The 20,256-nt window shown below is 69.7% G+C and carries 19 protein-coding genes and 1 pseudogene; 10 read left to right on the forward strand and 10 right to left on the reverse strand.

Annotated elements, in window-relative coordinates:
• Window positions 1–20 precede the first annotated feature (20 nt).
• The 4 genes from mraZ to TVH25_RS06855 form a co-directional block, all read right to left on the reverse strand.
• Window positions 21–452, reverse strand: a complete 432-nt coding sequence (gene mraZ, locus TVH25_RS06840) for a division/cell wall cluster transcriptional repressor MraZ (protein WP_169653065.1) — start codon at window positions 450–452, stop codon at window positions 21–23.
• A 417-nt stretch (window positions 453–869) separates the two neighbouring features.
• A complete protein-coding gene (locus TVH25_RS06845; protein ID WP_296549060.1) occupies window positions 870–1,289 on the reverse strand; it encodes a DUF3040 domain-containing protein in 420 nt (139 codons plus the stop codon).
• 174 nt (window positions 1,290–1,463) lie between these two features.
• Window positions 1,464–2,003 (reverse strand): SAV_6107 family HEPN domain-containing protein, encoded by a 540-nt coding sequence (locus TVH25_RS06850; RefSeq protein WP_346765070.1) that lies wholly within the window; start codon window positions 2,001–2,003, stop codon window positions 1,464–1,466.
• Window positions 1,978–2,112 carry a hypothetical protein gene (locus TVH25_RS06855; RefSeq protein WP_296549058.1) on the reverse strand — a complete coding sequence of 45 codons (135 nt, stop codon included), beginning with the start codon at window positions 2,110–2,112 and terminating at the stop codon, window positions 1,978–1,980. Before TVH25_RS06855 ends, TVH25_RS06850 begins: the two co-directional genes overlap by 26 nt.
• An 87-nt stretch (window positions 2,113–2,199) precedes the next feature.
• Between TVH25_RS06855 and TVH25_RS06860 the strand changes: the two genes are divergently transcribed.
• Genes TVH25_RS06860 through TVH25_RS06880 form a run of 5 tightly spaced genes read left to right on the forward strand, consistent with a single transcriptional unit; the run spans window position 2,200 to window position 7,175 of the window.
• Window positions 2,200–2,865, forward strand: coding sequence for a GNAT family N-acetyltransferase (locus TVH25_RS06860; RefSeq protein WP_378527453.1), 666 nt, complete (start codon window positions 2,200–2,202; stop codon window positions 2,863–2,865).
• On the forward strand, window positions 2,862–4,457 hold the full coding sequence (locus TVH25_RS06865) for a phytoene desaturase family protein (RefSeq protein ID WP_169653064.1): 1,596 nt from the start codon (window positions 2,862–2,864) through the stop codon (window positions 4,455–4,457). Before TVH25_RS06860 ends, TVH25_RS06865 begins: the two co-directional genes overlap by 4 nt.
• Window positions 4,454–5,305 (forward strand): carotenoid biosynthesis protein, encoded by an 852-nt coding sequence (locus TVH25_RS06870; RefSeq protein WP_169620174.1) that lies wholly within the window; start codon window positions 4,454–4,456, stop codon window positions 5,303–5,305. Before TVH25_RS06865 ends, TVH25_RS06870 begins: the two co-directional genes overlap by 4 nt.
• Window positions 5,306–5,343: 38 nt before the next feature.
• The gene (locus tag TVH25_RS06875; RefSeq protein ID WP_422423673.1) at window positions 5,344–6,027 is read left to right on the forward strand and encodes an LppM family (lipo)protein; all 684 of its coding nucleotides are present in this window, start codon (window positions 5,344–5,346) and stop codon (window positions 6,025–6,027) included.
• A 23-nt stretch (window positions 6,028–6,050) separates the two neighbouring features.
• Window positions 6,051–7,175, forward strand: a complete 1,125-nt coding sequence (locus TVH25_RS06880; protein ID WP_422423661.1) for a glycosyltransferase — start codon at window positions 6,051–6,053, stop codon at window positions 7,173–7,175.
• 24 nt (window positions 7,176–7,199) lie between these two features.
• On the opposite strand, the gene metF is transcribed toward TVH25_RS06880, so the two are convergent.
• On the reverse strand, window positions 7,200–8,186 hold the full coding sequence (metF, locus tag TVH25_RS06885; protein WP_422423662.1) for a methylenetetrahydrofolate reductase [NAD(P)H]: 987 nt from the start codon (window positions 8,184–8,186) through the stop codon (window positions 7,200–7,202).
• A 151-nt stretch (window positions 8,187–8,337) separates the two neighbouring features.
• Here metF and TVH25_RS06890 point away from each other — a divergent pair, with 151 nt between their 5' ends.
• The 4 genes and pseudogenes from TVH25_RS06890 (at window position 8,338) to TVH25_RS06905 (ending at window position 13,696) form a co-directional block, all read left to right on the forward strand.
• Complete coding sequence (locus TVH25_RS06890) at window positions 8,338–9,411, forward strand: polyprenyl synthetase family protein (RefSeq protein ID WP_422423663.1); 1,074 nt, start codon at window positions 8,338–8,340, stop codon at window positions 9,409–9,411.
• Window positions 9,411–10,989, forward strand: a pseudogene (gene crtI / locus TVH25_RS06895) (phytoene desaturase family protein). The gene TVH25_RS06890 and the pseudogene crtI overlap by 1 nt, the downstream one beginning before the upstream one ends.
• 92 nt (window positions 10,990–11,081) lie before the next feature.
• Window positions 11,082–12,719, forward strand: coding sequence for an alpha-(1->6)-mannopyranosyltransferase A (locus tag TVH25_RS06900; RefSeq protein ID WP_422423664.1), 1,638 nt, complete (start codon window positions 11,082–11,084; stop codon window positions 12,717–12,719).
• An 8-nt stretch (window positions 12,720–12,727) separates the two neighbouring features.
• Window positions 12,728–13,696, forward strand: a complete 969-nt coding sequence (locus tag TVH25_RS06905) for a phytoene/squalene synthase family protein (RefSeq protein WP_422423666.1) — start codon at window positions 12,728–12,730, stop codon at window positions 13,694–13,696.
• Here TVH25_RS06905 and TVH25_RS06910 read toward each other — a convergent pair.
• Window positions 13,665–14,036 carry an Rv2175c family DNA-binding protein gene (locus tag TVH25_RS06910; protein WP_296549052.1) on the reverse strand — a complete coding sequence of 124 codons (372 nt, stop codon included), beginning with the start codon at window positions 14,034–14,036 and terminating at the stop codon, window positions 13,665–13,667. The two genes, TVH25_RS06905 and TVH25_RS06910, sit on opposite strands and share 32 nt — an antisense overlap.
• 211 nt (window positions 14,037–14,247) lie before the next feature.
• Between TVH25_RS06910 and pknB the strand changes: the two genes are divergently transcribed.
• Entirely contained in the window at window positions 14,248–16,314 is a 2,067-nt protein-coding gene (gene pknB / locus TVH25_RS06915; RefSeq protein WP_378527461.1) for a Stk1 family PASTA domain-containing Ser/Thr kinase, read from the forward strand.
• A gap of 58 nt (window positions 16,315–16,372) precedes the next feature.
• Here the strand turns inward: pknB and TVH25_RS06920 are convergent, their stop codons facing one another.
• From TVH25_RS06920 to TVH25_RS06935, 4 genes are all read right to left on the reverse strand, one after another.
• A complete protein-coding gene (locus tag TVH25_RS06920; protein WP_169620182.1) occupies window positions 16,373–17,758 on the reverse strand; it encodes a class II 3-deoxy-7-phosphoheptulonate synthase in 1,386 nt (461 codons plus the stop codon).
• A 55-nt stretch (window positions 17,759–17,813) separates the two neighbouring features.
• On the reverse strand, window positions 17,814–18,305 hold the full coding sequence (locus TVH25_RS06925) for a polyadenylate-specific 3'-exoribonuclease AS (RefSeq protein WP_169620183.1): 492 nt from the start codon (window positions 18,303–18,305) through the stop codon (window positions 17,814–17,816).
• A gap of 55 nt (window positions 18,306–18,360) precedes the next feature.
• Entirely contained in the window at window positions 18,361–19,110 is a 750-nt protein-coding gene (locus TVH25_RS06930) for a lysophospholipid acyltransferase family protein (protein ID WP_169620382.1), read from the reverse strand.
• 151 nt (window positions 19,111–19,261) lie between these two features.
• Window positions 19,262–20,242 (reverse strand): ROK family protein, encoded by a 981-nt coding sequence (locus TVH25_RS06935; protein ID WP_296550458.1) that lies wholly within the window; start codon window positions 20,240–20,242, stop codon window positions 19,262–19,264.
• Between the last annotated feature and the right edge of the window lie 14 nt (window positions 20,243–20,256).

Consider the following 20,256-nt stretch of genomic DNA (forward strand, 5'->3'; position numbering starts at 1 on the left):
TCCGTCACGAGATGTCGCGGTCACAGGATGTCGCGCAGTGCCTCGTCTCTCGCTTCGGAGAAGTCCTCTTCGTGTTCGGCCAAGTAGCTGTCCCACGCCTCGGCGTCCCAGATCTCCAGATACTTGACCGAGCCGATCACCACACAGTCCTTGGTGAGCCCCGCGTACTTGCGGTGCGCCGAGGACAACGTGATGCGGCCCTGACCGTCCGGACGCTGCTCGTCCGTTCCCGAAGCGAGGCTCCGAAGGAACGCGCGAGCCTGGGGGTTGCTGCGAGAAGCACCCGCAGCGCGCTCCGCCAAGGCAGCGAACTCTTCCCGAGGGAACACGGTGAGGCTGTGATCCTGCCCCTTGGTGATCATCAGCCCTCCCGCCAGCTCGTCTCGGTATTTGGCCGGCAGCGTGAGCCGGCCCTTGTCGTCCAGCTTCGGCGTGTAGGTACCGAGGAACACTCGGCACCTCCCGCCTTGGTCGGACGGATCTTTCGTCTATGACGGGCTCAGCCTGCCTCCCGCCGCGACCCACAGTACCCCACTTTCCCCCACCGCAGCCCGATTACCGCACCCGTTTCGCGTGTGTTGCGGCAAAAGTTCCAGCTCACCCGTAGTGGCGGAAAGTGGGGGCGATTTCGTCACCCGGCCGGCGGCCCCGAACACGCCGACGTTCCGGTGCGATCTCCATCACACGCAGCCGGACAAAAGCCCTGGTGGCGCGCCAGCGTCGGACGACCGTCGGGGACACCGAGCCGGAAGGTGGGGCGTCGTGGAGTTACGGCCGCGCCAGGCCGCCCGCAGGCCGCTGACCTCCCCGGACACGACTACGGCGCGACCCGTGGGGTCGCGCCGTAATACGTGTGAAGCGGTGATGCGTCAGTCTTGTTCGAAGCGCCTTCGGAAGCGCTCCTCCATCCGGTGGGTGAACCCTCCGCCGGATTTCTTTCCGCCCCGAGGTCCGGTACCGCCGGTCCTCCCGGAAGCAGGCCGGGTGGGTGCGTCTCCCGTATTCGATCGTCGACGACCGCCTACCAGGAGCAGAACACCAGCCGCGAACATCACCAGAAACCCGAGCAAACTGATGACCGGGAATCCACCGGGCTTGACCGGCAACGCGACTCCAGCGATCAACAGTGTCAATCCCAAGACGAACAGCACACCGGCCTGTAGCCGATGTCGGTTCGACGCCATCCCCAGCCGCTTCCCGCGGACGGTCGAGGCGAACTTGGGGTCCTCAGCATAGAGCGCGCTCTCGATCTGATCGAGCATGCGCTGCTCGTGCTCGGAGAGTGGCACGGTACCTCCCCCGGCACTAAACGGTGGCCACCGAATTCTGGGTGAATCCGACGGGGGGCCGACTTTGACGGCCGCCTGGTGTTGATAATACGAGTACATCTCTCCCGGGACCACCAACTCTGTGGCCGAGTTCCCGGACGGCTCACGAAAATGGGAGCCGGATGGGGACAAAAGTCACCGCGTAGAGGCGATTTCGGCACCTTCTTCACTGGCGAGATAGTCCTCGACGTCGTGGAGGAAGCGGCCCACCTCGTCGTAGAACTCGCCGGCGCCGTCGGCATCCACCGCTCGCGCCACCCCGGCTTCGACCGCGGTGCGCGTGGCGGAGCGATCGGCGAAGTAGTCCGCCCAAACCGCGAACGACTCGTCGGCGCGCGCCATCAGGACCCACGCGTTGCGTGTGCCGGGCCGCCGCAGCGGACGAGCCGGGGCGCGCAGCTCCGCCGCCGCCACCACCGCGCCCGCACCTCGCAGCGCAGCGAGATAGGCGAGCCGGAAGCGCTCGGGAGGGGCGTCCGCACCGGCAGCCGCGGACAGAAGTGCGTCCGCCTTGCGGAGCAGCGTGGCCGCGCGGGCGGATGTCGAATGCCCGGCGCATCGCGCGGCGCCGCGGGACGACTCGCCCGGAACGTGGCGTGGTCCTCGTATGCCGAAATCTATGGTGGACATGCCGTGCACCTCCTCGACCTCACCACCGGTGTCCGGTAGTGCCACCCACCACCGTGGTCTCGATGGTGGTATTACCGGTGTTCCGGTAGTAGCCCGGAGTGATCCGGGGATGTTCGCTTCCCTCGAACATCACCGGATCACCGGTATCGAACATGCGTTCGACGTATTGAATGATAACCGGACCCACCGACAACCCGTCAAGAGAAGGCGGCCCCCGATCCCAGACGAGCATCGATCCTCTGTGAACCCATCGAACGAACCGCCCGCCGAGACGGGCAACGACCGTCGTCCCGAGCCCTCTCGCGGCGCACCGATCTTCGTCGACCTGTCCCCCGCGGCGTTCCGGGCACACCTGCCCCAATTGCTGGCGGTCTACGTAGCCGCGATGAGATACCCGCGCGGGACGGAGCAGCATCGCGCACCGATGTGGTCCGAACATGCCGGGCGCGCCGGATGGCAGGCCGTCGCGGTCGCGCTTCCCGAGGACCCCGGAACCTTCGTCGGCATCGCCTACGGATACCGCGGCGACCCGCACCAGTGGTGGAACCAGCAGGTCCGCACGGGGATGCGGCACACGGGCCGGACGCAGGACTACATAGAGTCGGTCCTCGGTGACTATTTCGAACTCACCGAACTGCACGTGCGACCCGATATCCAGGGCCTCGGCCTCGGCCGGTCCCTGCTGTACCGGCTTCTCCGCGACCGCACCGAACGCACCGTGCTGCTCTCCACCCCGGAGGTCCCGGGCGAGGACAATCGTGCGTGGCGGCTGTACCGGAGCTTCGGTTTCGTGGACGTCGTACGTAGATTCGTCTTCACCGGCGACGCGCGGCCCTTCGCCGTCCTCGGCCGCACGCTTCCGCTCGAACCACATCTCGCCCCTCCCGCTTCGACAGGACCCTCATGACGCCAGTTCTGGATACCCTCGTCGTCGGCTCGGGACACAACGCGCTGGTATCGGCGTGTTATCTGGCCCGGGAGGGCTGGTCGGTCCACGTGCTCGAACGTGACACCGTGCCGGGCGGGGCCGTGTCCACCGTCGAACGATTTCCCGGCTACGCGGTGGACCGCGGGTCGTCGGCGCACATCATGGTGCGGCACTCCGGCATCGTGGAGGAACTCGACCTCGCCGCACACGGGCTGAGGTATCTGGACTGTGATCCCTGGGCCTTCGCGCCGCCGCCTCCGAACACCGACCGTCCCGGGATCGTGTTCCACCGCGACCTCGACCGGACGTGCGTGTCGATCGAGAAGGCAGCCGGCAAACGGGAGGCCGACGCCTACCGCCGCTTCGTGACCGACTGGAGACCGCGCAGCGCCGCCGTCATGAAGTCGTTTGCGAACCCCCCGACCGGCCGGCATCTGCTGTCGTCGTTCTGGGGTCTCGACGCGAAGGACGGCGGCAGCGCACTGTCGCGCCGCTTCCTGACCACGGGCGACACCCTGCTCGACGAGTACTTCGACGACGAACCGCTCAAGGCCGCGCTCGCCTGGTTCGGCGCACAGTCCGGGCCGCCGATGTCCGAACCCGGCACCGCCGCCATGGTCGGCTTCGCCGCGCTGATGCACACGCTTCCACCGGGCCGCGCGATCGGCGGGAGCGGCGCCTTGACCCAGGCGCTCCTGTCCCGCCTCGAATCGGACGGCGGATCGGTCACCTGTGGCGATGCCGTCACCGAGATCCGCCGGACCGGGTCGACGTGGACGGTGCGCACCGCGTCGGGGAGCACCTTCACCGCTCGCACCGTGATCGCCGGCTGCCACATCCTCACCACCCTCGAACTGCTCGGGCAGGGCGGCTACGACCCCGACACACTGACACGCTGGCGCCGCGCGGTACGGGTGGGACCGGGCATCGGAATGGTGCTCCGACTCGGCACCGATGCTCTTCCCCGCTACCTCGGCGCCGACGAACCCGCCGACACCACCACCGGTCTGCAACTGCTCGTCGACGATCGCGCGCACCTTCGCCTCGCACACGGTGCTGCGATGGCGGGCGAACTGCCGCCGCGCCCCTCCGTGCTCGGGATGAGCTTCTCCGCGATCGACCCCACGATCGCCCCCGTGGGCGAGCACCAGGTGACCCTGTGGTCGCAGTGGCATCCGTACCGGCTCAGCGGTGGACGCAGCTGGGACGAGGTCGCCGAGAGCGAGACGGACCGGATCCTCGCGGAGATGGAATTGCGCGCACCCGGTTTCACCGACAGTGTCCGGCACCGGTACGTGCAGACTCCCGCCTCGATCGAGAGCGAACTGGGACTGCTGGGCGGCAACGTGATGCACATCGAGATGTCGCTCGACCAGATGTTCCTGTGGCGTCCGCTGCCCGAACTGTCCGGCTACCGGGTGCCCGACGCTCCCGGTATGTATCTCACGGGCGCGTCGACCCACCCGGGCGGCGGGGTCTCCGGCGCCAGTGGCCGCAGTGCCGCGCGCACGGTGCTCGCGGATGCACGGGGCGGTGTACTGCGGCGGACCTGGAACCGGATCTCCCGGTGACCGATGCCGGCACCGGGCGGAGGGTCCCGGCGTGGCAGACGGCCGTGCCGGTCGCACTGGCCGCGGGCGCTGTGGCCGCCCAGATCGCCTATCCGCTCACCGAGGGAACCGCGCGGGACCGGGTCACGGTCGCGGTGGTACTCCTGCTCGCCGCAGCGTCCCTCACCCATGCCGCCGCGCGCCGCGGCCTCGGGTGGGCCGCGGTGCTGTTCGTGGTCTCCGCGGGCGGGGGTTTCGCCTCCGAGGTGATCGGGACCGCCACCGGCTACCCGTACGGCTGCTATGCCTACGCGGTCGACCGGATCGGTCCGGCCGTGGCGGACGTACCGCTCGTGGTTCCCCTCGCCTGGACCGCCGGCCTCTACCCCGTGTGGTGTGTCGCCACGCGCATCACCCGTACGGCCCCGGGCCGCGTCGCCGCGGTCACCGTCGGGATGGTGGGCTGGGACCTGTACCTCGATCCCCAGATGGTCGCGGACGGCCAGTGGGTGTGGTGCAACGGCGGTGGTCTGCCGGGCATCGCGCACATTCCCCTCACCAACTACGCGGGCTGGGTGGTGGTCGCCGCGGCGATGGCCACAGTCCTTCTGGTGTTCGACTCCCGCTCGAGACGCCTCTCACCCCGGCACGACACCGTCCCGATCGCGTTGTTCCTGTGGACGTGGCTCGGCTCCGCCCTTGCCCACAGCGTGTTCCTCCAGGCGTCCGAACTCCGCTTTTCCGCGATCTACGGTCTCGTCGTCATGGGGATTCTCGGCGTTCCGCTACTGCGGTCCCTCGTGTCCACGCCACCGGACGACTCCGAGGTGCGACTCGCCGCAACGACCCGGATGGCCCGCCGACCGTGACCGCGCCTGGCACCATATTCCCCGTGCAGCAGTCCACCATGTCTGTCCGCCGCGCCCTCGCGGTCGCGGGCCTCGTCCTTCTCGCCCTTCCGTTCCTCACCGGTTGTCTGCGGGTCCAGGCGTCGATGGGTATCTCGTCCGACGACCGTGTGTCGGGGCAGATCGTCGCCGCGACCATTCCCGCCGACGAGGAAGACGCCGGCCCACAGCTCGTGGCACCCCCGTCGCTGGAGGGCAAGGTCCAGGTCCAGCCATACGAGCAGGACGGCTATGTGGGCAGCCAGGTCTACTTCAGCGGTCTGACGTTCGGCGATGTGCAACAGCTGATGACGATGTCCGAGCAGGGTGCGGGGATGCTCCAGCTCAACCTCCAGCGCAACGGGGACCTGGTCTCGCTCAACGGCCGGGTCGACCTCGAATCGGCCCCGTCGCTGGGCACCGACGTGCAGTTCACGCTCGCCTTCCCCGCCCGGGTCGCGACCACCAACGGCACGCGTGAATCCGACTCCATCGTGACGTGGAAGCTGCCCGCCGGAGAGGTGAGCACCCTGCGGGCCGAGGTGCGCTACTCCGACCCGAACACCCGGGGCCTGGCCGGATGGGCCGGAATCATGGCGGGTGCAACATTCGGTGTCGCGCTCCTGGTCGGCGTACTCGCCTGGTGGACCCGCGACCCGGTACGCCGGCGCACCACGGTGCCCGACGACGAGGACCGATCCTGAGCCGGGTCCGCCTCCCCCGCCGAGTGGTCGCGTTGGGCGCCGGTGCCGCTCTCTACGGAGCGGTCGTCGCGGCCGCCAACCGGTTCGCTCTGCCTCGCCTGCGCGAGGGAGCCGCCGTCACCGAATCGGTGACCGTGGTGGTCCCGGCCCGCGACGAGGCACCCCGGATCGCATCCGTGATCGCCGACCTCCGGGAACAGCGCGGTGTTCCGCGGCTGCGGGTGCTCGTGCTCGACGACGACTCCTCCGACGGCACCTTCGAGATCGCACGACGCGCGGCGGACAGCGATCCGCGGATCACGGTGGTGCGATCGAGCACGCCGCCCCCGGACGGCTGGACCGGAAAAGCCGCGGCGTGCGAGCGCGCCTTCTCCGAGTCCCACCCGGACGAGACCGGTGTCGTGGTCTTCATCGACGCCGATGTCCGGCTACGGCCGGGCGCGATCGCCGCGGCGGTCACACTTCTCCGGTCACGATCGGCGGCACTGGTGTCACCGTGGCCGTACCAGGTTGCCGGCACCGTGACCGAGCGTCTCGTGCAGCCGTTGCTGTTCTGGTCCTGGTTCTCGATACTGCCGGTCGCCGTCGCCCATCGCACCCGTCGTCCGTCGATGGCCGTCGCCTGTGGTCAGTTCCTCGCGTTCGATACGGCCGACTATCGCGCGATCGGGGGCCATTCCGCGGTCGCGGCGAGCCCGACCGAGGACCTCGACCTGGCGCGGACGTTGCGGCGGTCCGGGCGCACCACCGTCGTCGCGGCGGGCGGGCCGCTCGTGTCGTGCCGGATGTACGAGGGCCGACATACGCTGACCGGCGGCTACACGCGGTGGTTGTGGTCGGCGTTCGGATCACCGGCAGGCGCGGCAGCCGTCGTGACGGCATACGCAGTCGCCTACGTCGTTCCCGCCGTCGCCGCGGTGGCGGGGCGTGGCCACACTCGCCGCTGGGGGGTGCTCGGCACCGGCGCGGCACTGTTGTCCCGCGCGGTCGCACGATCGACGGAGCGGGGCGAGCGCCTGGACGCGGCGGACGCCCTCGGTATCGCCGCGCATCCGGTGTCCGTCGTCATCTTCGGGTGGCTGACCGCCGCATCCGTGCGGGCCCGCAGCGCGGGTCGCGCGGTATGGAAGGACCGCCTGCTGCCGTGACCCGGGGATCGGGCGGGCCGGGTCTCAGACCGGCTGCCCGGCCGGCACGGAGGAACGGACCTCGATCCCGAGCCGCGAGAGCACCTCGCTGGTCGCGCGGGCGAAATTCAGCGTGATGAAGTGCAGGCAGGGCGCGCCTTCCGCGATCAGCCGCTCGCACATCTCGGTCGCGACCTCGATGCCCACCTCGCGCACAGCGGCGCGATTCTCTTCGGGCCCGTCTCCGGCTGCGCGGACCAACCGCTCCTCGAGCGCGGCGGGCAGCTTCGAACCGGACAGCTCGAGGCTCCGGCGCGCCGAGCGCAGCGAGGTGATCGGCATGATCTCCGGAATGATCGGCTTGGCCGCCTGTTCGGGATCGCACGCGGCGACCCGGTCGCGCAGTCGCAGGTAGTGCTCGACATCGAAGAACATCTGCGTGATCGAGTACTCGGCACCCGCACGCAACTTCTGTACGAGGTAGCGGGTGTCGTGGTCGAGGTCCGGCGAGCGGTGGTGCCCCTCCGGGAACGAGGCCACTCCGACGTGGAAGTCGCCGAGATCGCGCACCAGTCGCACGAGTTCGTCGGCGTGCTCGAGACCGTCGGGGTGCTTCTCCCATTCGCCGAGCGGATTTCCCGGCGGGTCGCCACGGAGCGCGAGAATGTTGGTGATGCCGCGGTCGGCATAGGCACCGACCATCGCGCGGATCTCGTCGACGCTGTGCCCCACCGCGGTGAGGTGGGCGACGGGGAGCATCGTGGTTTCTTCGGCGAGGTCGCCGGTGACGCGAACGGTACGGTCCCGGGTCGATCCACCGGCGCCGTACGTCATGGACACGAAGGCGGGGCCGAGCCGCTCGAACGCGCGCACGGCTCGCCACAGTCGCGCCTCGGCGTCGGCGTCCCGGGGCGGGGAGAACTCGACCGAGAACGGAATCCTGCCGGACCGTGTGGTACCGAGACGGTCCACGATGGATGGGGTGCGGGACTCTCCGCTGTCCTCGGTCGCCCTGACCAGATCGTTTTCCACGCGTTCAGCATAAGGCGCGGGCATTCGCGTCCGGTCCGCGGCGACCCCTGCGGGGGCCCGATAGGGTGGACCGCGGTGCCGGGACCGTGGTCGTCCGACGGTGCCGTGCACATCGACCAGGAGGTTTGTCCTGTCCACCGGAGCCGATCCCGTGCCCGCCCCCTCACTTCCCGGACTCGTCGAGGACGCCCTGCGGCAGTTCTTCGCCACCCGCGCCGAACTGGTCGACTCGGTCGGCGGTGGATACCGCGACGCCGTCGCGACACTCCAGTCGTTCGTGCTACGCGGCGGAAAGCGGGTCCGGCCGTCGTTCGCCTGGACCGGCTGGCTCGGCGCCGGCGGCGATCCGGCCGGACCTGACGCCGACGCCGTGCTGCGCGCCTGCTCGGCCCTCGAATTGGTGCAGGCCGGTGCGCTCGTCCACGACGACATCATCGACGCGTCGACCACCCGCCGGGGCTTTCCGACCGTGCACGTCGAGTTCGCGAGCGGGCACCGCAACGCCGGGTGGCAGGGTTCGGCGGAGCAGTTCGGTGAGGCCGCTGCCATCCTGGTCGGCGACCTCGCTCTCGTCTGGGCCGACGACATGCTGCGGGAATCGGGATTGTCCGCCGAGCAACTCGCACGGGTGACGCCGGTGTGGTCGGCGATGCGGACCGAAGTCCTCGGTGGCCAGTACCTCGACATCGTCGGTGAGGTCGCGTCGGACGAGACGGTCGAGTCCGCGACGCGCGTGAACCGGTACAAGACGGCGGCGTACACGATCGAGCGCCCGCTGCACATCGGTGCGGTGCTCGCCGGCGCCGACGACGACCTGATCGCCGCCTATCGCCGGTTCGGCACCGACATCGGTCTCGCATTCCAGCTTCGCGACGACCTACTGGGAGTTTTCGGCGACCCCGCCGTCACCGGTAAGCCGTCCGGAGACGACCTCCGGTCCGGCAAGCGCACCGTACTGCTCGCACTTGCGCTCGAGTCCGCGGACGCGACCGACCCGGCTGTCGCGCGAGCGCTGCGCGAGGCGATCGGCGCCGACCTCACGGACGATCAGGTCGAGGAGATCCGCGGCGTGCTCGTCGACCTCGGCGCAGTCGACAAGGTCGAGCAGCGGATCACGGCCCTCACCGACAGCGCGTTCGAGGCTCTCGACGCCTCCGGCGCCACCGAGGAGGGCAAAACGCGGTTACGCGCGTCGGCGGTCGCCGCGACGCGCCGCGCCGCCTGATGACCGGCACGCGCGTCGTGCCCGGAGCCCACCGGGTGGTCGTGGTCGGTGCGGGCCTCGCCGGCCTCGCCGCGGCCCTGCACCTCCGTGGCGCCGGGAAAGAGGTCACCGTCCTCGAGCGCGCCGACACCGTCGGGGGCTGCGTCGGGACGTACACCGGCCCGGGTTACGAGATCGACAACGGCGCGACGGTGCTGACGATGCCGGAACTGATCGCCGACGCACTCGCCGCGGTGGGTGCCGATGCCGGTTCCGTGGATCCGCCACTGCGTACGAGCCGGCTCTCCCCCGCCTATCACGCCCGGTTCGACGACGGCAGCACCCTCGACGTCCACTCGGACCCGGACGCGATGACCGCCGAGATCACGCGAGTGTGCGGAGCCGAGGAAGCGCAGCGGTATCTGCGCCTGCGCGCGTGGCTCGCGGACATCTTCGACGCGGAGTACGACCGCTTCATGGACGCGAATTTCGATTCGCCGCTCGACCTCGTCTCCTCTCCGGCCGCCGTCCGCGACCTGCTGCGTCTGCTCCGGATCGGCGGGTTCGGCCGACTCGGCACTCAGGTAGGCCGCCGGGTCACCGACCCGCGGCTGCGGCGGGTCTTCACGTTCCAGGCGCTCTACGCGGGGGTCGCTCCCGCGCAGGCACTCGCGGTGTACGGGGCGATCGCGCACATGGACACCACACTCGGTGTGTACACCGTCGAGGGTGGGATGCGCCAGATCGCCCGGACCATGGCCGCAGCGTTCGTCGGTGCGGGCGGGCGCCTGCACCTCGGCAGCGAGGTCACGGCGCTCGATGTCGACACGGGGCGTGTCACAGCGGTATCCACGGCGGCAGGTGACCGTTACGCATGCGACGCCGTGGTGCTCACGCCGGGCTCGCCCGTGGTGGACAGCCTGCTGCCCGCGCGCCGGCGTCGCCGGACGCTCGCCGCACCGTCGGCCGTCGTGCTGCACGGCACCGTCCCCACCGCGGTCTCGGGCGCATGGAGCGCCCGGCATCACCACGTCATCGATTTCGGTGGCGCGTGGGAACGCACGTTCGCCGAGATCACCCGGCGGCGAGGACGTGGACGGCTGATGTCGGATCCGTCTCTGCTCATCACCCGGCCCGCTCTGTCCGATCCGGGACAGTTGCTCGAGCGTGACGGCAGAGAACACGAACCGCTCTCGGTGCTCGCACCGTGCCCGAATCTCGACAGCGCGCCGTTCGACTGGTCCGCGCTGTCCGGCCCGTACCGCCGGGAACTGCTCGCGGTGCTGGAGTCGCGCGGCTACCGCGGCGTCGCGGACCCGGTGCCGGGGGGCCCCCGCGCCCCCCCCGCCGGCCACGTGGCACGCCCGGGGCATGATCGCCGGAAGCCCGTTCGCCGCGGCGCACGTGTTCCGCCAGACGGGGCCGTTCCGTCGTCGCAATGTCGATCCGCGGTTCCCGAATGTTGTGCTCGCGGGGTCGGATACGGTTCCCGGAGTCGGTGTCCCCACTGTGCTCATGTCGGGACGTCTGGCCGCCCAACGGCTCGGCGTGCCGCGGGCCCGACGGACTAGGGAGCCGGGGACATCACGCCTCCACTAAACTGTCACCGTTCGTCAGCACCTGTTCGTCAACATCGTTCGCCAGACCCTGCGCTCCGCGCCGGCACCGCTTCCGGGGAGGAACCCACACCCATGTCGTCCCCCGCCGCCCCCGACGCCGACCCGCAGGACCGATCGGCGGCGGATTCGGCAGCGTCCCCACCCCCTGACCTCCCCGCCTCGAAGAACCGGGCGCCGGACGGCAGAACGTCGGCCGGCAGGGTCACAGCCTTTCTGCGGAGCCCCGCCGGCAACGCAGCCCTCCTCGGGACCTGCGGTTCGGTGCTGATGACGTTCGGCAGCTTCGGCGCCGGTAGCGTCCGGCGGCAGGACCCGCTTCTCGAAGAGATGTTCCTGTCGTGGCTGCGGTTCGGTCACGGTCAACTGCTGTCGATGATCATCCTCTGGGTGGGCGTGCTGATCATGATCGGCGCGTGGGTCCGCGTGGGGCGCGCGACGCTCGCCGGCACGGTCGGCCTCCGCGACCTGTGGACCGTGCTGCCCGCCTGGACCGCGCCGCTCCTCGTCGCCACGCCGATGTTCAGTCGCGACGCATATTCGTATCTGGCGCAGGGTGCGATGCTGCGGGCCGGTTTCGATCCTTACACCGACGGCCCGGTGGTCAACCCCGGCGTCCTGCTCGACAACGTCAGCAACGTATGGACCACCACGACCACGCCGTACGGTCCGGTGCACCTGCTGCTCGGTTCCGGCATCACGGCCGTCACCGGCGACAATGTCGTGTCGGGTACCTGGTTATGGCGGGTGACGATGCTGCCGGGCCTGTTCCTCATGGCCTGGGCCGTGCCCCGCCTCGCACGCCGCATGGGCGGCAACCCGGCGATCGCCCTGTGGCTCGCGGTGCTCAATCCCCTCGTGCTCATCCACCTCGTCGGTGGCGTCCACAACGAACTGCTCATGGTCGGTCTGATGACGGCGGGCATCGTGCTCGTCCTCCAGGGCCGTCATGTCGGCGGCATCGCCCTGGTGTCGGCGGGTGCGGCGATCAAGGCCACCGCCGGGATCGCGCTGCCGTTCCTGGTCTGGGTGTGGATGATCCACGAACGCGACCGGGCGCTCGCCGAGGGGCGCGAACCGGCGGCCCCGGTGCGGTTGTTCTTCAAGGCGGCGGCCGCCGGATTCGCGGTGTTCGTGGCGGTCTTCGGCGGTGCCTCGCTCCTCGCCGGCGTGGGTATCGGCTGGCTCACGGCGCTGTCCGGATCTTCGAAGATCATCAACTGGCTCTCGCTCCCCACCATGGTGGCGCACGTGGGCACCTGGATCACGCCGTGGCGACTCGGATCGATCCTCGATGTCACCCGCATGCTGTGTGCGGTCGCGCTCGTGGTGATCCTCGTGTGGGCATGGTGGCGATTCCGCCGCACCGAACGCGACGCCGTGCTGGGCATCGTCGTGGCGCTCACCGCCGTGACGTTGCTGTCCCCCGCGGCGCTGCCCTGGTACTACTCGTGGCCGCTCGCGGTGGCCGCGGCCTTCGCCATGTCGGATCGCACCCTGATGATCCTGGTCGCCCTGTCCACATGGCTCATGCTGGTCTTCAATCCCGACGGTTCGATCGGCATGTACAACATCGCGCACGTGGCGCTCGCTGTGGTGGCAGCCGTCATCGCCGCTCGGTCGCTGACCACCCGCGACCCGCTGCGCCTGAGTTCGCGCTCCCGCACCGCACAGGTCGACGGTCCGGGCTCCGCACCTGTCGGCGGGGCCTGATCACCGGAGTGTTCGATCCGCACGCTCCCCGGCCACGCCCCGACGACCTCGACGCGGCGTTCGCACACTGTGCTCGTCTCACCGCGGAGCACGGGCGCACGTACCACCTCGCGGCGCGGCTGCTCCCGGCCTCGCAGCGACGCGCGGTCCACGCCCTGTACGGGTTCGCGCGGGTGGTCGACGACCTCGTCGACGTGACCGCGGTCGACGATCCCGTCGAGGCCGCCCGCGGGCTCGCCGCCACAGAGCGCCGGTTCCGGGCCGCTCTCGCCGGAGAACCGGGCCGGCCGGACGAGTTGGGCCTCGTACTGCGTGCTCTCGCCGAGACGGTGCGCCGATATGATGTTCCGATCGCCTATTTCGAGGCGTTCCTCCGATCGATGCGCATGGATGTGCCCGGTACGCCCGAGCACCGCAGCCACTACCGCGACATGGCCGAGTTGTACGACTACATGTACGGCTCCGCCGTGGTGATCGGTCTCGAACTGCTCCCGGTGTTCGGCGTCGACGACCCGGACGCGGTGCCGCACGCCTCCGCGCTGGGCACGGCATTCCAGCTCACGAACTTCATCCGCGACGTCGGTGACGATCTCGACCGCGACCGTCTCTATCTTCCGGTCGAGCTGTGGGCGTCGTTCGGGGTCGATGTCGAACTGCTGCGGGAGGGCCGCCGCACCGGCACGGTGGATCCCCGTGTCCGGCGGGCTCTGGCCCACGCGGTCGCGCTGGCCCGCGCCGAATACCGCAAGGCCGAACCGGGTCTGGATCTGCTACCCGACCGGGTGCGACCGGGTATCCGTGCCGCGTTCGTGCTCTACGGACGGATCCTCGACGAGGTCGAGGCGAGCGGCTTCCGGGTTCTGGACCGGCGAGTGACGGTCCCGCGCCGCACCCGCGCGGCGGTGGTGCTCACGCAGTTCGTCGCGGGATCGGTCGGGGCGTCCGTCAGATGGCGGCAGCCTGAGCGCGCCGCATGACCTCGCGCGCCGAGTCGGTGTGCAGCGCGGCGATCGGGCAGTCACCCGGCAGCGTGTCGTCTTCCTGGAAGAGCCACTCGAGGATCTCTTCGTCGCGGAATCCACCGTCGTGGAGCAGGGCGAGAAGGCCGCGAAGCTGGCGGAGCACCTGCCCGTCGTCGCCGAAGAATGCCTTGGGCACCACGGGGACGCGGTTGCGCTTGAAGGCGAGCAACTGCCGGTCGCGCAGCATCTGGTGCACGCGGACAATCGGGACGTCGAGGCGTTTTGCCACGTCGACGAGCTGATAGACCGATATGGAGGGGTCGAGGACGTCGTCGCAATAGGGAATCGAACTCACTGCTCCACGGTATCGTCGCCTACCCGCAGCCATCTACGCGGCTGCCGCTTTTGTGGGCTGGCTACCATCTACAGAGGACGAGATCGGCTTCCGCGCAGGCGACGACGTACTCCGTCTCGCCGGCACCACGGCAGTCGCGTCCGGTGCCGGTTCGATGTTCCACATCAATGCTCCACACCGATGTTCCACACCAGAGACGGGAGTACACCGGGTGACCGCTGGAGGCGACCGAATGGTCGGCGTCGTGCTCGATCGGCGCTATCGGATCGAATCGCGGGTTGCGCGCGGCGGGATGTCCACGGTCTACCGCGCGACAGATCTGCGTCTCGATCGTCCGGTCGCGGTGAAGGTCATGGATCCGCAGTTCGCGGCCGATCCGCAGTTCCTCGCCCGCTTCGAGTTCGAGGCACGCGCCGTCGCACGACTCAACCATCCCGGTCTCGTCGCCGTATACGACCAAGGCCAGGACGGTGACCACGTTTTCCTGGTCATGGAACTGGTCGAAGGCGGCACGCTGCGCGAACTGCTCCGCGAACGCGGACCGATGCCGCCGCACGCCGCCGCTGCCGTCGCCGCGCCCGTCCTCGGAGCGCTGGCTGTCGCCCACCGCGCGGGTCTCGTGCACCGCGACGTCAAACCCGAGAACGTTCTCATCTCCGAGGCCGGAGAGGTCAAGATCGCCGACTTCGGTCTGGTCCGGGCCGTCGCGGCGGCCACCACGACCTCGCGCAGCGTCATCCTCGGCACGGCGGCGTACCTGTCTCCCGAGCAGGTCACCGCCGGGAGCGCGGACGCCCGCAGCGACGTCTACTCCGCCGGCGTCCTCGTGTTCGAGATGCTCACCGGCCGCACGCCCTTCTCGGGCGACACGTCACTGTCCGTGGCATACCAGCGCGTCGAGAAGGACGTGCCCGATCCGGGGTCCTGGATCGACGGGGTGCCCGAGGAATTCGACGAGTTGGTACGCCGCGCCACCGAACGCGAGCCGGGCGAACGGTTCGACGACGCCGAGGCGATGGCCCGCGCCCTCAACGACGCGTGTGAAGCGCTCGACCTTCCCCGTTACCGGGTACCGGCTCCTCGCCGGTCGGCTCTCGCGACGAGCGCGGCGCCCGCTGCCGCAGCTCCTGCCGCTGCGGGAGGTGCGGCGGGAGGTGCGGCGTCCCGGGCGGAACCTGCCACGACGGTGATCTCGTCGCCGGAGTCGACGTCGTCGCACGCTCCCACCGCCGTCCACCCGGCCGTAGCCGAGCAGGGCGCCGCCGCGGATCCCGGCGCGGTGCCGCAGGCCGAGCTGCATCCCACCCGCACGATGCACACCAAGGTCGTCACGCAGCCGCATCCTCGCTCCGACCCGGAGCAGCCCGCGCCGCAGCCCGACTACGCGCACGAGCATCATCGGCACCGGCGCTCGGTGGTGGGGTGGATCGCGGCGATTCTCGTACTCGCCCTGTTCATGGGCATCGCCGGATGGTGGCTCGGCGCCGGGCGGCTCACGGACGTACCGACGGTCAACGGACTGGACCGCGCGGCCGCGGTCTCCGCGATCGAGGCGGTCGGGCTGACGGCCGAGGTACGCGGCGAGTATTCCGACGACATCCCGCCCGAGACGGTGCTGGGCACCGATCCCCCGACGGGCTCCCGTGTCCCGGACGGCAACTCCGTGGCGCTACTGGTCTCGCTGGGGCCGCCCACGGTTCCGAACGTCCCCGGATCAGGTGAGCTGTCGGTCGTCGAGGACGAATTGCGCCGGCGCACGTTCGAGCCCGTGGACGGCGGAAGCGCCTTCAGCACGACTGTCCCCGAGGGCGGGGTCGCAGCGCTCGATCCGGCGCCCGGGACAGTCCTGCCCGTCGGGTCGCAGGTCGAAGTGGTGGTGAGCAAGGGTTCCCCGCCGGTGGACCTGCCCGACCTCGCCGGACGGACCGTCGACGACGCCCGGCGCATCCTCGACGAAGCCGGCCTGACGGTGCAGGACGTGCGGGAGGTGTTCGATCCCGAGGTCGACGGCGGTCGCGTCGCGGGCACCGATCCGGAGGCGGGTACCGAAGTCCGCGCGGGCAGCACTCTGACGTTGCTGGTGTCCAACGCGGTCAAGGTGCCGTCGATGCTCGGACGGTCCGTCGGCTCGGCACGGGACGAACTGCGGGAACTGGGATTCGACGTGTCGGTGCGGCAGGTCGCCGACTCCGACCGCTCCGTGGTGATCGCTCAGAGCCCGGGCGCGAACGGTCGCGCCGAAGAGGGCAGCACGATCACACTGACCGCGCTGCCCTGACCGGTTCCGCTACCGGGGGTAGTGAAATCCCGGGCGGAGTCGTATCCCGGACGGAGCGCTACCCCCGCAGCATCTCGGCGACGAGGAACGCCAGTTCGATCGACTGCTGGGTGTTGAGCCGGGGGTCGCACGCCGTTTCGTACCGACCGTGCAGGTCGAGGTCGGAGATGTCCTGAGCGCCGCCGAGGCACTCGGTGACGTTCTCGCCGGTGAGTTCGATGTGGATGCCGCCGGGGTGGGTGCCGAGCGCACGATGCACCTCGAAGAAGCCCTGGACCTCGTCGACGATGCGGTCGAAGTGGCGGGTCTTGTACCCGGTCGATGCCTCGTGGGTGTTGCCGTGCATCGGATCGCACTGCCAGATCACCTTGTGGCCGGTGGCCTCGACGGCCGCGACGATACCGGGCAGCACGTCCCGGACCTTCCCGTGACCCATACGGGAGATCAGCGTCAGGCGACCGGGCTTGTTGGTGGGGTCGAGGCGCTCGACGTATTCGGCGGCCATCTCCGGTGTCGTCGACGGGCCGATCTTCAGGCCGATCGGGTTCGACAGCAGTTCGGCGAACGCGATGTGCGCTCCGTCGAGCTGACGGGTGCGGTCGCCGATCCACAGGAAGTGCGCCGACAGGTCGTACAGACGCGGTTCGTCACCGGAGGTGTCGAGACGCAACATCGCGCGCTCGTAGTCGAGGACGAGTGCCTCGTGGCTGGCGAAGATGGTCGCGGCCCGCAGGTTGGGGTCGACCACGCCGCAGGCATCCATGAAGCGCAGGCCGCGGTCGATCTCGGAGGCGAGCGCCTCGTACCGCGCACCGGCCGGCGACGACGCCACGAAGGCGCGGTTCCAGTCGTGCACGCGGTGCAGGTCGGCCTCACCGGCGGCGGTGGCGGCGCGCACGAGGTTCATCGCGGCACTGGCGTTGGCGTAGGCGCGTATCAGCCGCGACGGGTCGTGTGCGCGCACACTCTCCTCGGCGACGAGAGAGTTGATCATGTCGCCGCGGTAGGACTTCAGGCCGAGCGCGTCCGTGTCGGACGAGCGGGGCTTGGCGTACTGACCGGCGATCCGCGCGACCTTGACCACGGGCGTCGACGCTCCGTAGGTGAGGACGACGGCCATCTGCAGCAGTGTGCGGATGTTGCCCTTGATATGCGGTTCGGTGTTGTCGGCGAACGTCTCCGCGCAGTCGCCTCCCTGCAGGAGGAAGGCCTCACCGCGGGCGACGGACGCGAGCTGTCGCTGCAGCTCCTCGACCTCGCTCGGCACGGTGATCGGGGGCACGCTCTCGAGCACGGTCCGCATCGCGGCCGCCTGATCTTCCGGCCAGCTCGGCTGTTGCAACGCCGGCTTGGCGAGCGCCGCGTCGAGTTGGTCGCGCAGCTCCGCCGGAAGTGGAGGCAGTTCGGGCAAGCGGTCGATCGGCACGTCCACAGTCCAGTTCACAGAACCAGGATATGACCCGGCGCGCTCTGCCGTGCGATCACCCCGTATCGCGGTGTCACCGGGAGCGGCGCGCGACCTCGATCGCCTCGAACTTCGCGAGGTTGTGGCGGGCGTCGGCGAGCGCGTCGTGGTTGTCGTCCGGGACCCGGGGCAGCGGGGGCCGGCCTGCGTATTCCCAGTGCTGGCGCAGTTCGCGCGTGTACCTCGGGAGTACCTCCGGCAGTTCCGGCATGGTTCCCCACAATTGCACCAGGACGACGTGGTCGTATGCGCCGATCCACGCCCAGAGTTCCGGCTGGACGCCCGGCCTGGGAACGAGGAACTTCAGCAGGTCGTCGCGGATCCGCTCGCGCGAACGCCACGCGGGATGCGACCGAGGAGGCAGCTTCGGGAGAACATTGCGGCGCACCCACTCCCCGGCCCGGTCGGGATCGAACTCCGTTGACACCGCGTAGAACTCGCGTCCGTCTTCGCAGGCGACACCGATCGATACGAGTTCGATGGTTCGACCGTCCTCGATGAACTCGCAGTCGTAGAAGTAGCGCACGTACTCACATTATGCCGGTGGGACCGGCGAGCGTGCCCGCGGGGTCGCGGCGCGATCAGCCCGCTTGGGTGTCGGGCAGGCGATCCGCCGCGGGAGGCTCGACGGCAGCCTTCCCTTCCGCGATGTCCTGGGGCTTCGGCTCCTTGAGGGAGGCCGCATAGATGTCGACGTACTCCTGGCCCGACAACTGCATGAGCGCGTACATGACTTCGTCGGTGACGGTGCGCTCGACGAACCGGTTGCCGCCCATCCCTTCGAAACGCGAGAAGTCGATGGGCTTGCCGATGCGTACGGTGACCTTCGCCGGACGCCACATCTTGGATCCGATGGGGTTCATCTGGTCGGTCCCGATCATCGCAACCGGAATGACGGGGACGCCGGTCTCGAGCGCGAGCCGGGCGAGGCCGGTCTTGCCCTTGTACAGACGCCCGTCGGGCGAGCGGGTGCCCTCCGGGTAGATGCCGAGGAGTTTCTGCTGACCGAGGACGCGGATGCCGGCCGCGAGAGCGTCCTGCGCGGCATCGGCGCTGGTGCGGTCGATGGGCACCTGGCCGGCCGCGGAGAAGAACCAGCGCTGGAAGCGACCCTTGAGGCCCGTGCCGGTGAAGTACTCGCTCTTGGCGAGGAAGGTGATCCGCCGCCGCACCAGGAGGGGAAGGTAGAACGAGTCGAGGACCGCGCGGTGATTACTCGCCAGGATGGCCGGACCGTTGACGGGAATATGCTCGCCGCCTTCGAATTTCGGGCGTCCCATCAGCAAGAGCAGCGGGCCCAGCAGAACGTACTTCAACAGCCAGTACCACATGGCATCCTTCCCCGACATAGATCGGTCCCCGACATAGATCGGTGCGGGCAGCACAACCGGCCCGTCGGTCGACTCTACGACGATGCGCCCACCACACGCACATCGGCAACGTGCCCGGCCCCACGCATACGCCGCCGAGGTGACGAGGATCTCACCCCTCGATCGCCGCGCGGGCGAGGTCCGCCGCCCCGACGAGCCCAGCCGCGTCGCCGAGTTGGGTCACGCGGACCCGCGCGAGAGGCCGATGCCCGGCACCGGTGGTCGCGGCGGCGTAGTGCTCTCGGGCGTCGTCGAGGAACAACGACGCCGAGCCGGACACCCCGCCTCCCACCACGATGATTTCGGGGTCGTAGATGTCGGCCACCATCGCCAGTCCCAGCCCGAGCCACCGGGCGAACTCCGCGATCGCGGCCACCGCGAGTGGGTCGCCGTCCTGCGCGGCGCCGGCGATCCGGCGCCCGGTGAGCGAACCGGGATCGGCGGCGACGTGTGCCGCGAGCTGAGACCTGCCGGGGTCCGCGGCAAGCATCTCGACCGCGGTATCGACGAGTGCTGTTCCGCTGCAGTATCTTTCCCAGCACCCGCGCTTGCCGCACGGGCACGGCCGCCCGTCCGGCACCACCTGGAGATGGCCGAGTTCCGGCGCGACGCCGTAGGCCCCGCGGTACAGCCGGCCGTCGATGAGCAGGGCGGCACCGATTCCGGTTCCGAGTGCGACGACCACCGCGACTCTGCTCCCGGCCGCCGCCCCGAACCGGTACTCGGCCCACGCCGCGGCGTTGGCGTCGTGCTCGAGCACTACGGGCAACCCGAATCTCTCGGTGAGCGTCGCCCCGACCGGGGCACCGACCCACGGGAGATGCGGCGCGAACCGCACGGTGGTGCAGTCGGCCGTGAGGAATCCCGCGACCGCAAGACCGACCGCAGCGACATCGTTACGTTCGGCGAGCTGCCGTACGACGCGGTGCAGGGCGTCCTCGAGTACGGGGGCCGACCCGGGAGTCTGCGCTCGCACCGAATCGACCACTTCGCCGCCACGGTTCACCACCGCAGCGCGGATGCTGGTGCCGCCCACATCGATTCCGATCGTGTGGCGGTCGGATGAATCGCGCTGCCGCGGGTCCGGGTTCATACCTACAGCCTGCG

Source organism: Rhodococcus sp. 7Tela_A2, assembly GCF_049311045.1.
Lineage (GTDB): Bacteria > Actinomycetota > Actinomycetes > Mycobacteriales > Mycobacteriaceae > Rhodococcus.

Bases quoted from the DNA above. Each gene is read 5' to 3' on its own strand.
- TVH25_RS06930 (WP_169620382.1), bottom strand. From the start codon at position 19,110: ATGTGGTACTGGCTGTTGAAGTACGTTCTGCTGGGCCCGCTGCTCTTG.
- TVH25_RS06900 (WP_422423664.1), top strand. From the start codon at position 11,082: ATGTCGTCCCCCGCCGCCCCCGACGCCGACCCGCAGGACCGATCGGCG.
- TVH25_RS06875 (WP_422423673.1), top strand. From the start codon at position 5,344: ATGTCTGTCCGCCGCGCCCTCGCGGTCGCGGGCCTCGTCCTTCTCGCC.
- TVH25_RS06865 (WP_169653064.1), top strand. From the start codon at position 2,862: ATGACGCCAGTTCTGGATACCCTCGTCGTCGGCTCGGGACACAACGCG.
- TVH25_RS06935 (WP_296550458.1), bottom strand. From the start codon at position 20,242: ATGAACCCGGACCCGCGGCAGCGCGATTCATCCGACCGCCACACGATC.
- TVH25_RS06855 (WP_296549058.1), bottom strand. From the start codon at position 2,112: ATGTTCGATACCGGTGATCCGGTGATGTTCGAGGGAAGCGAACATCCC.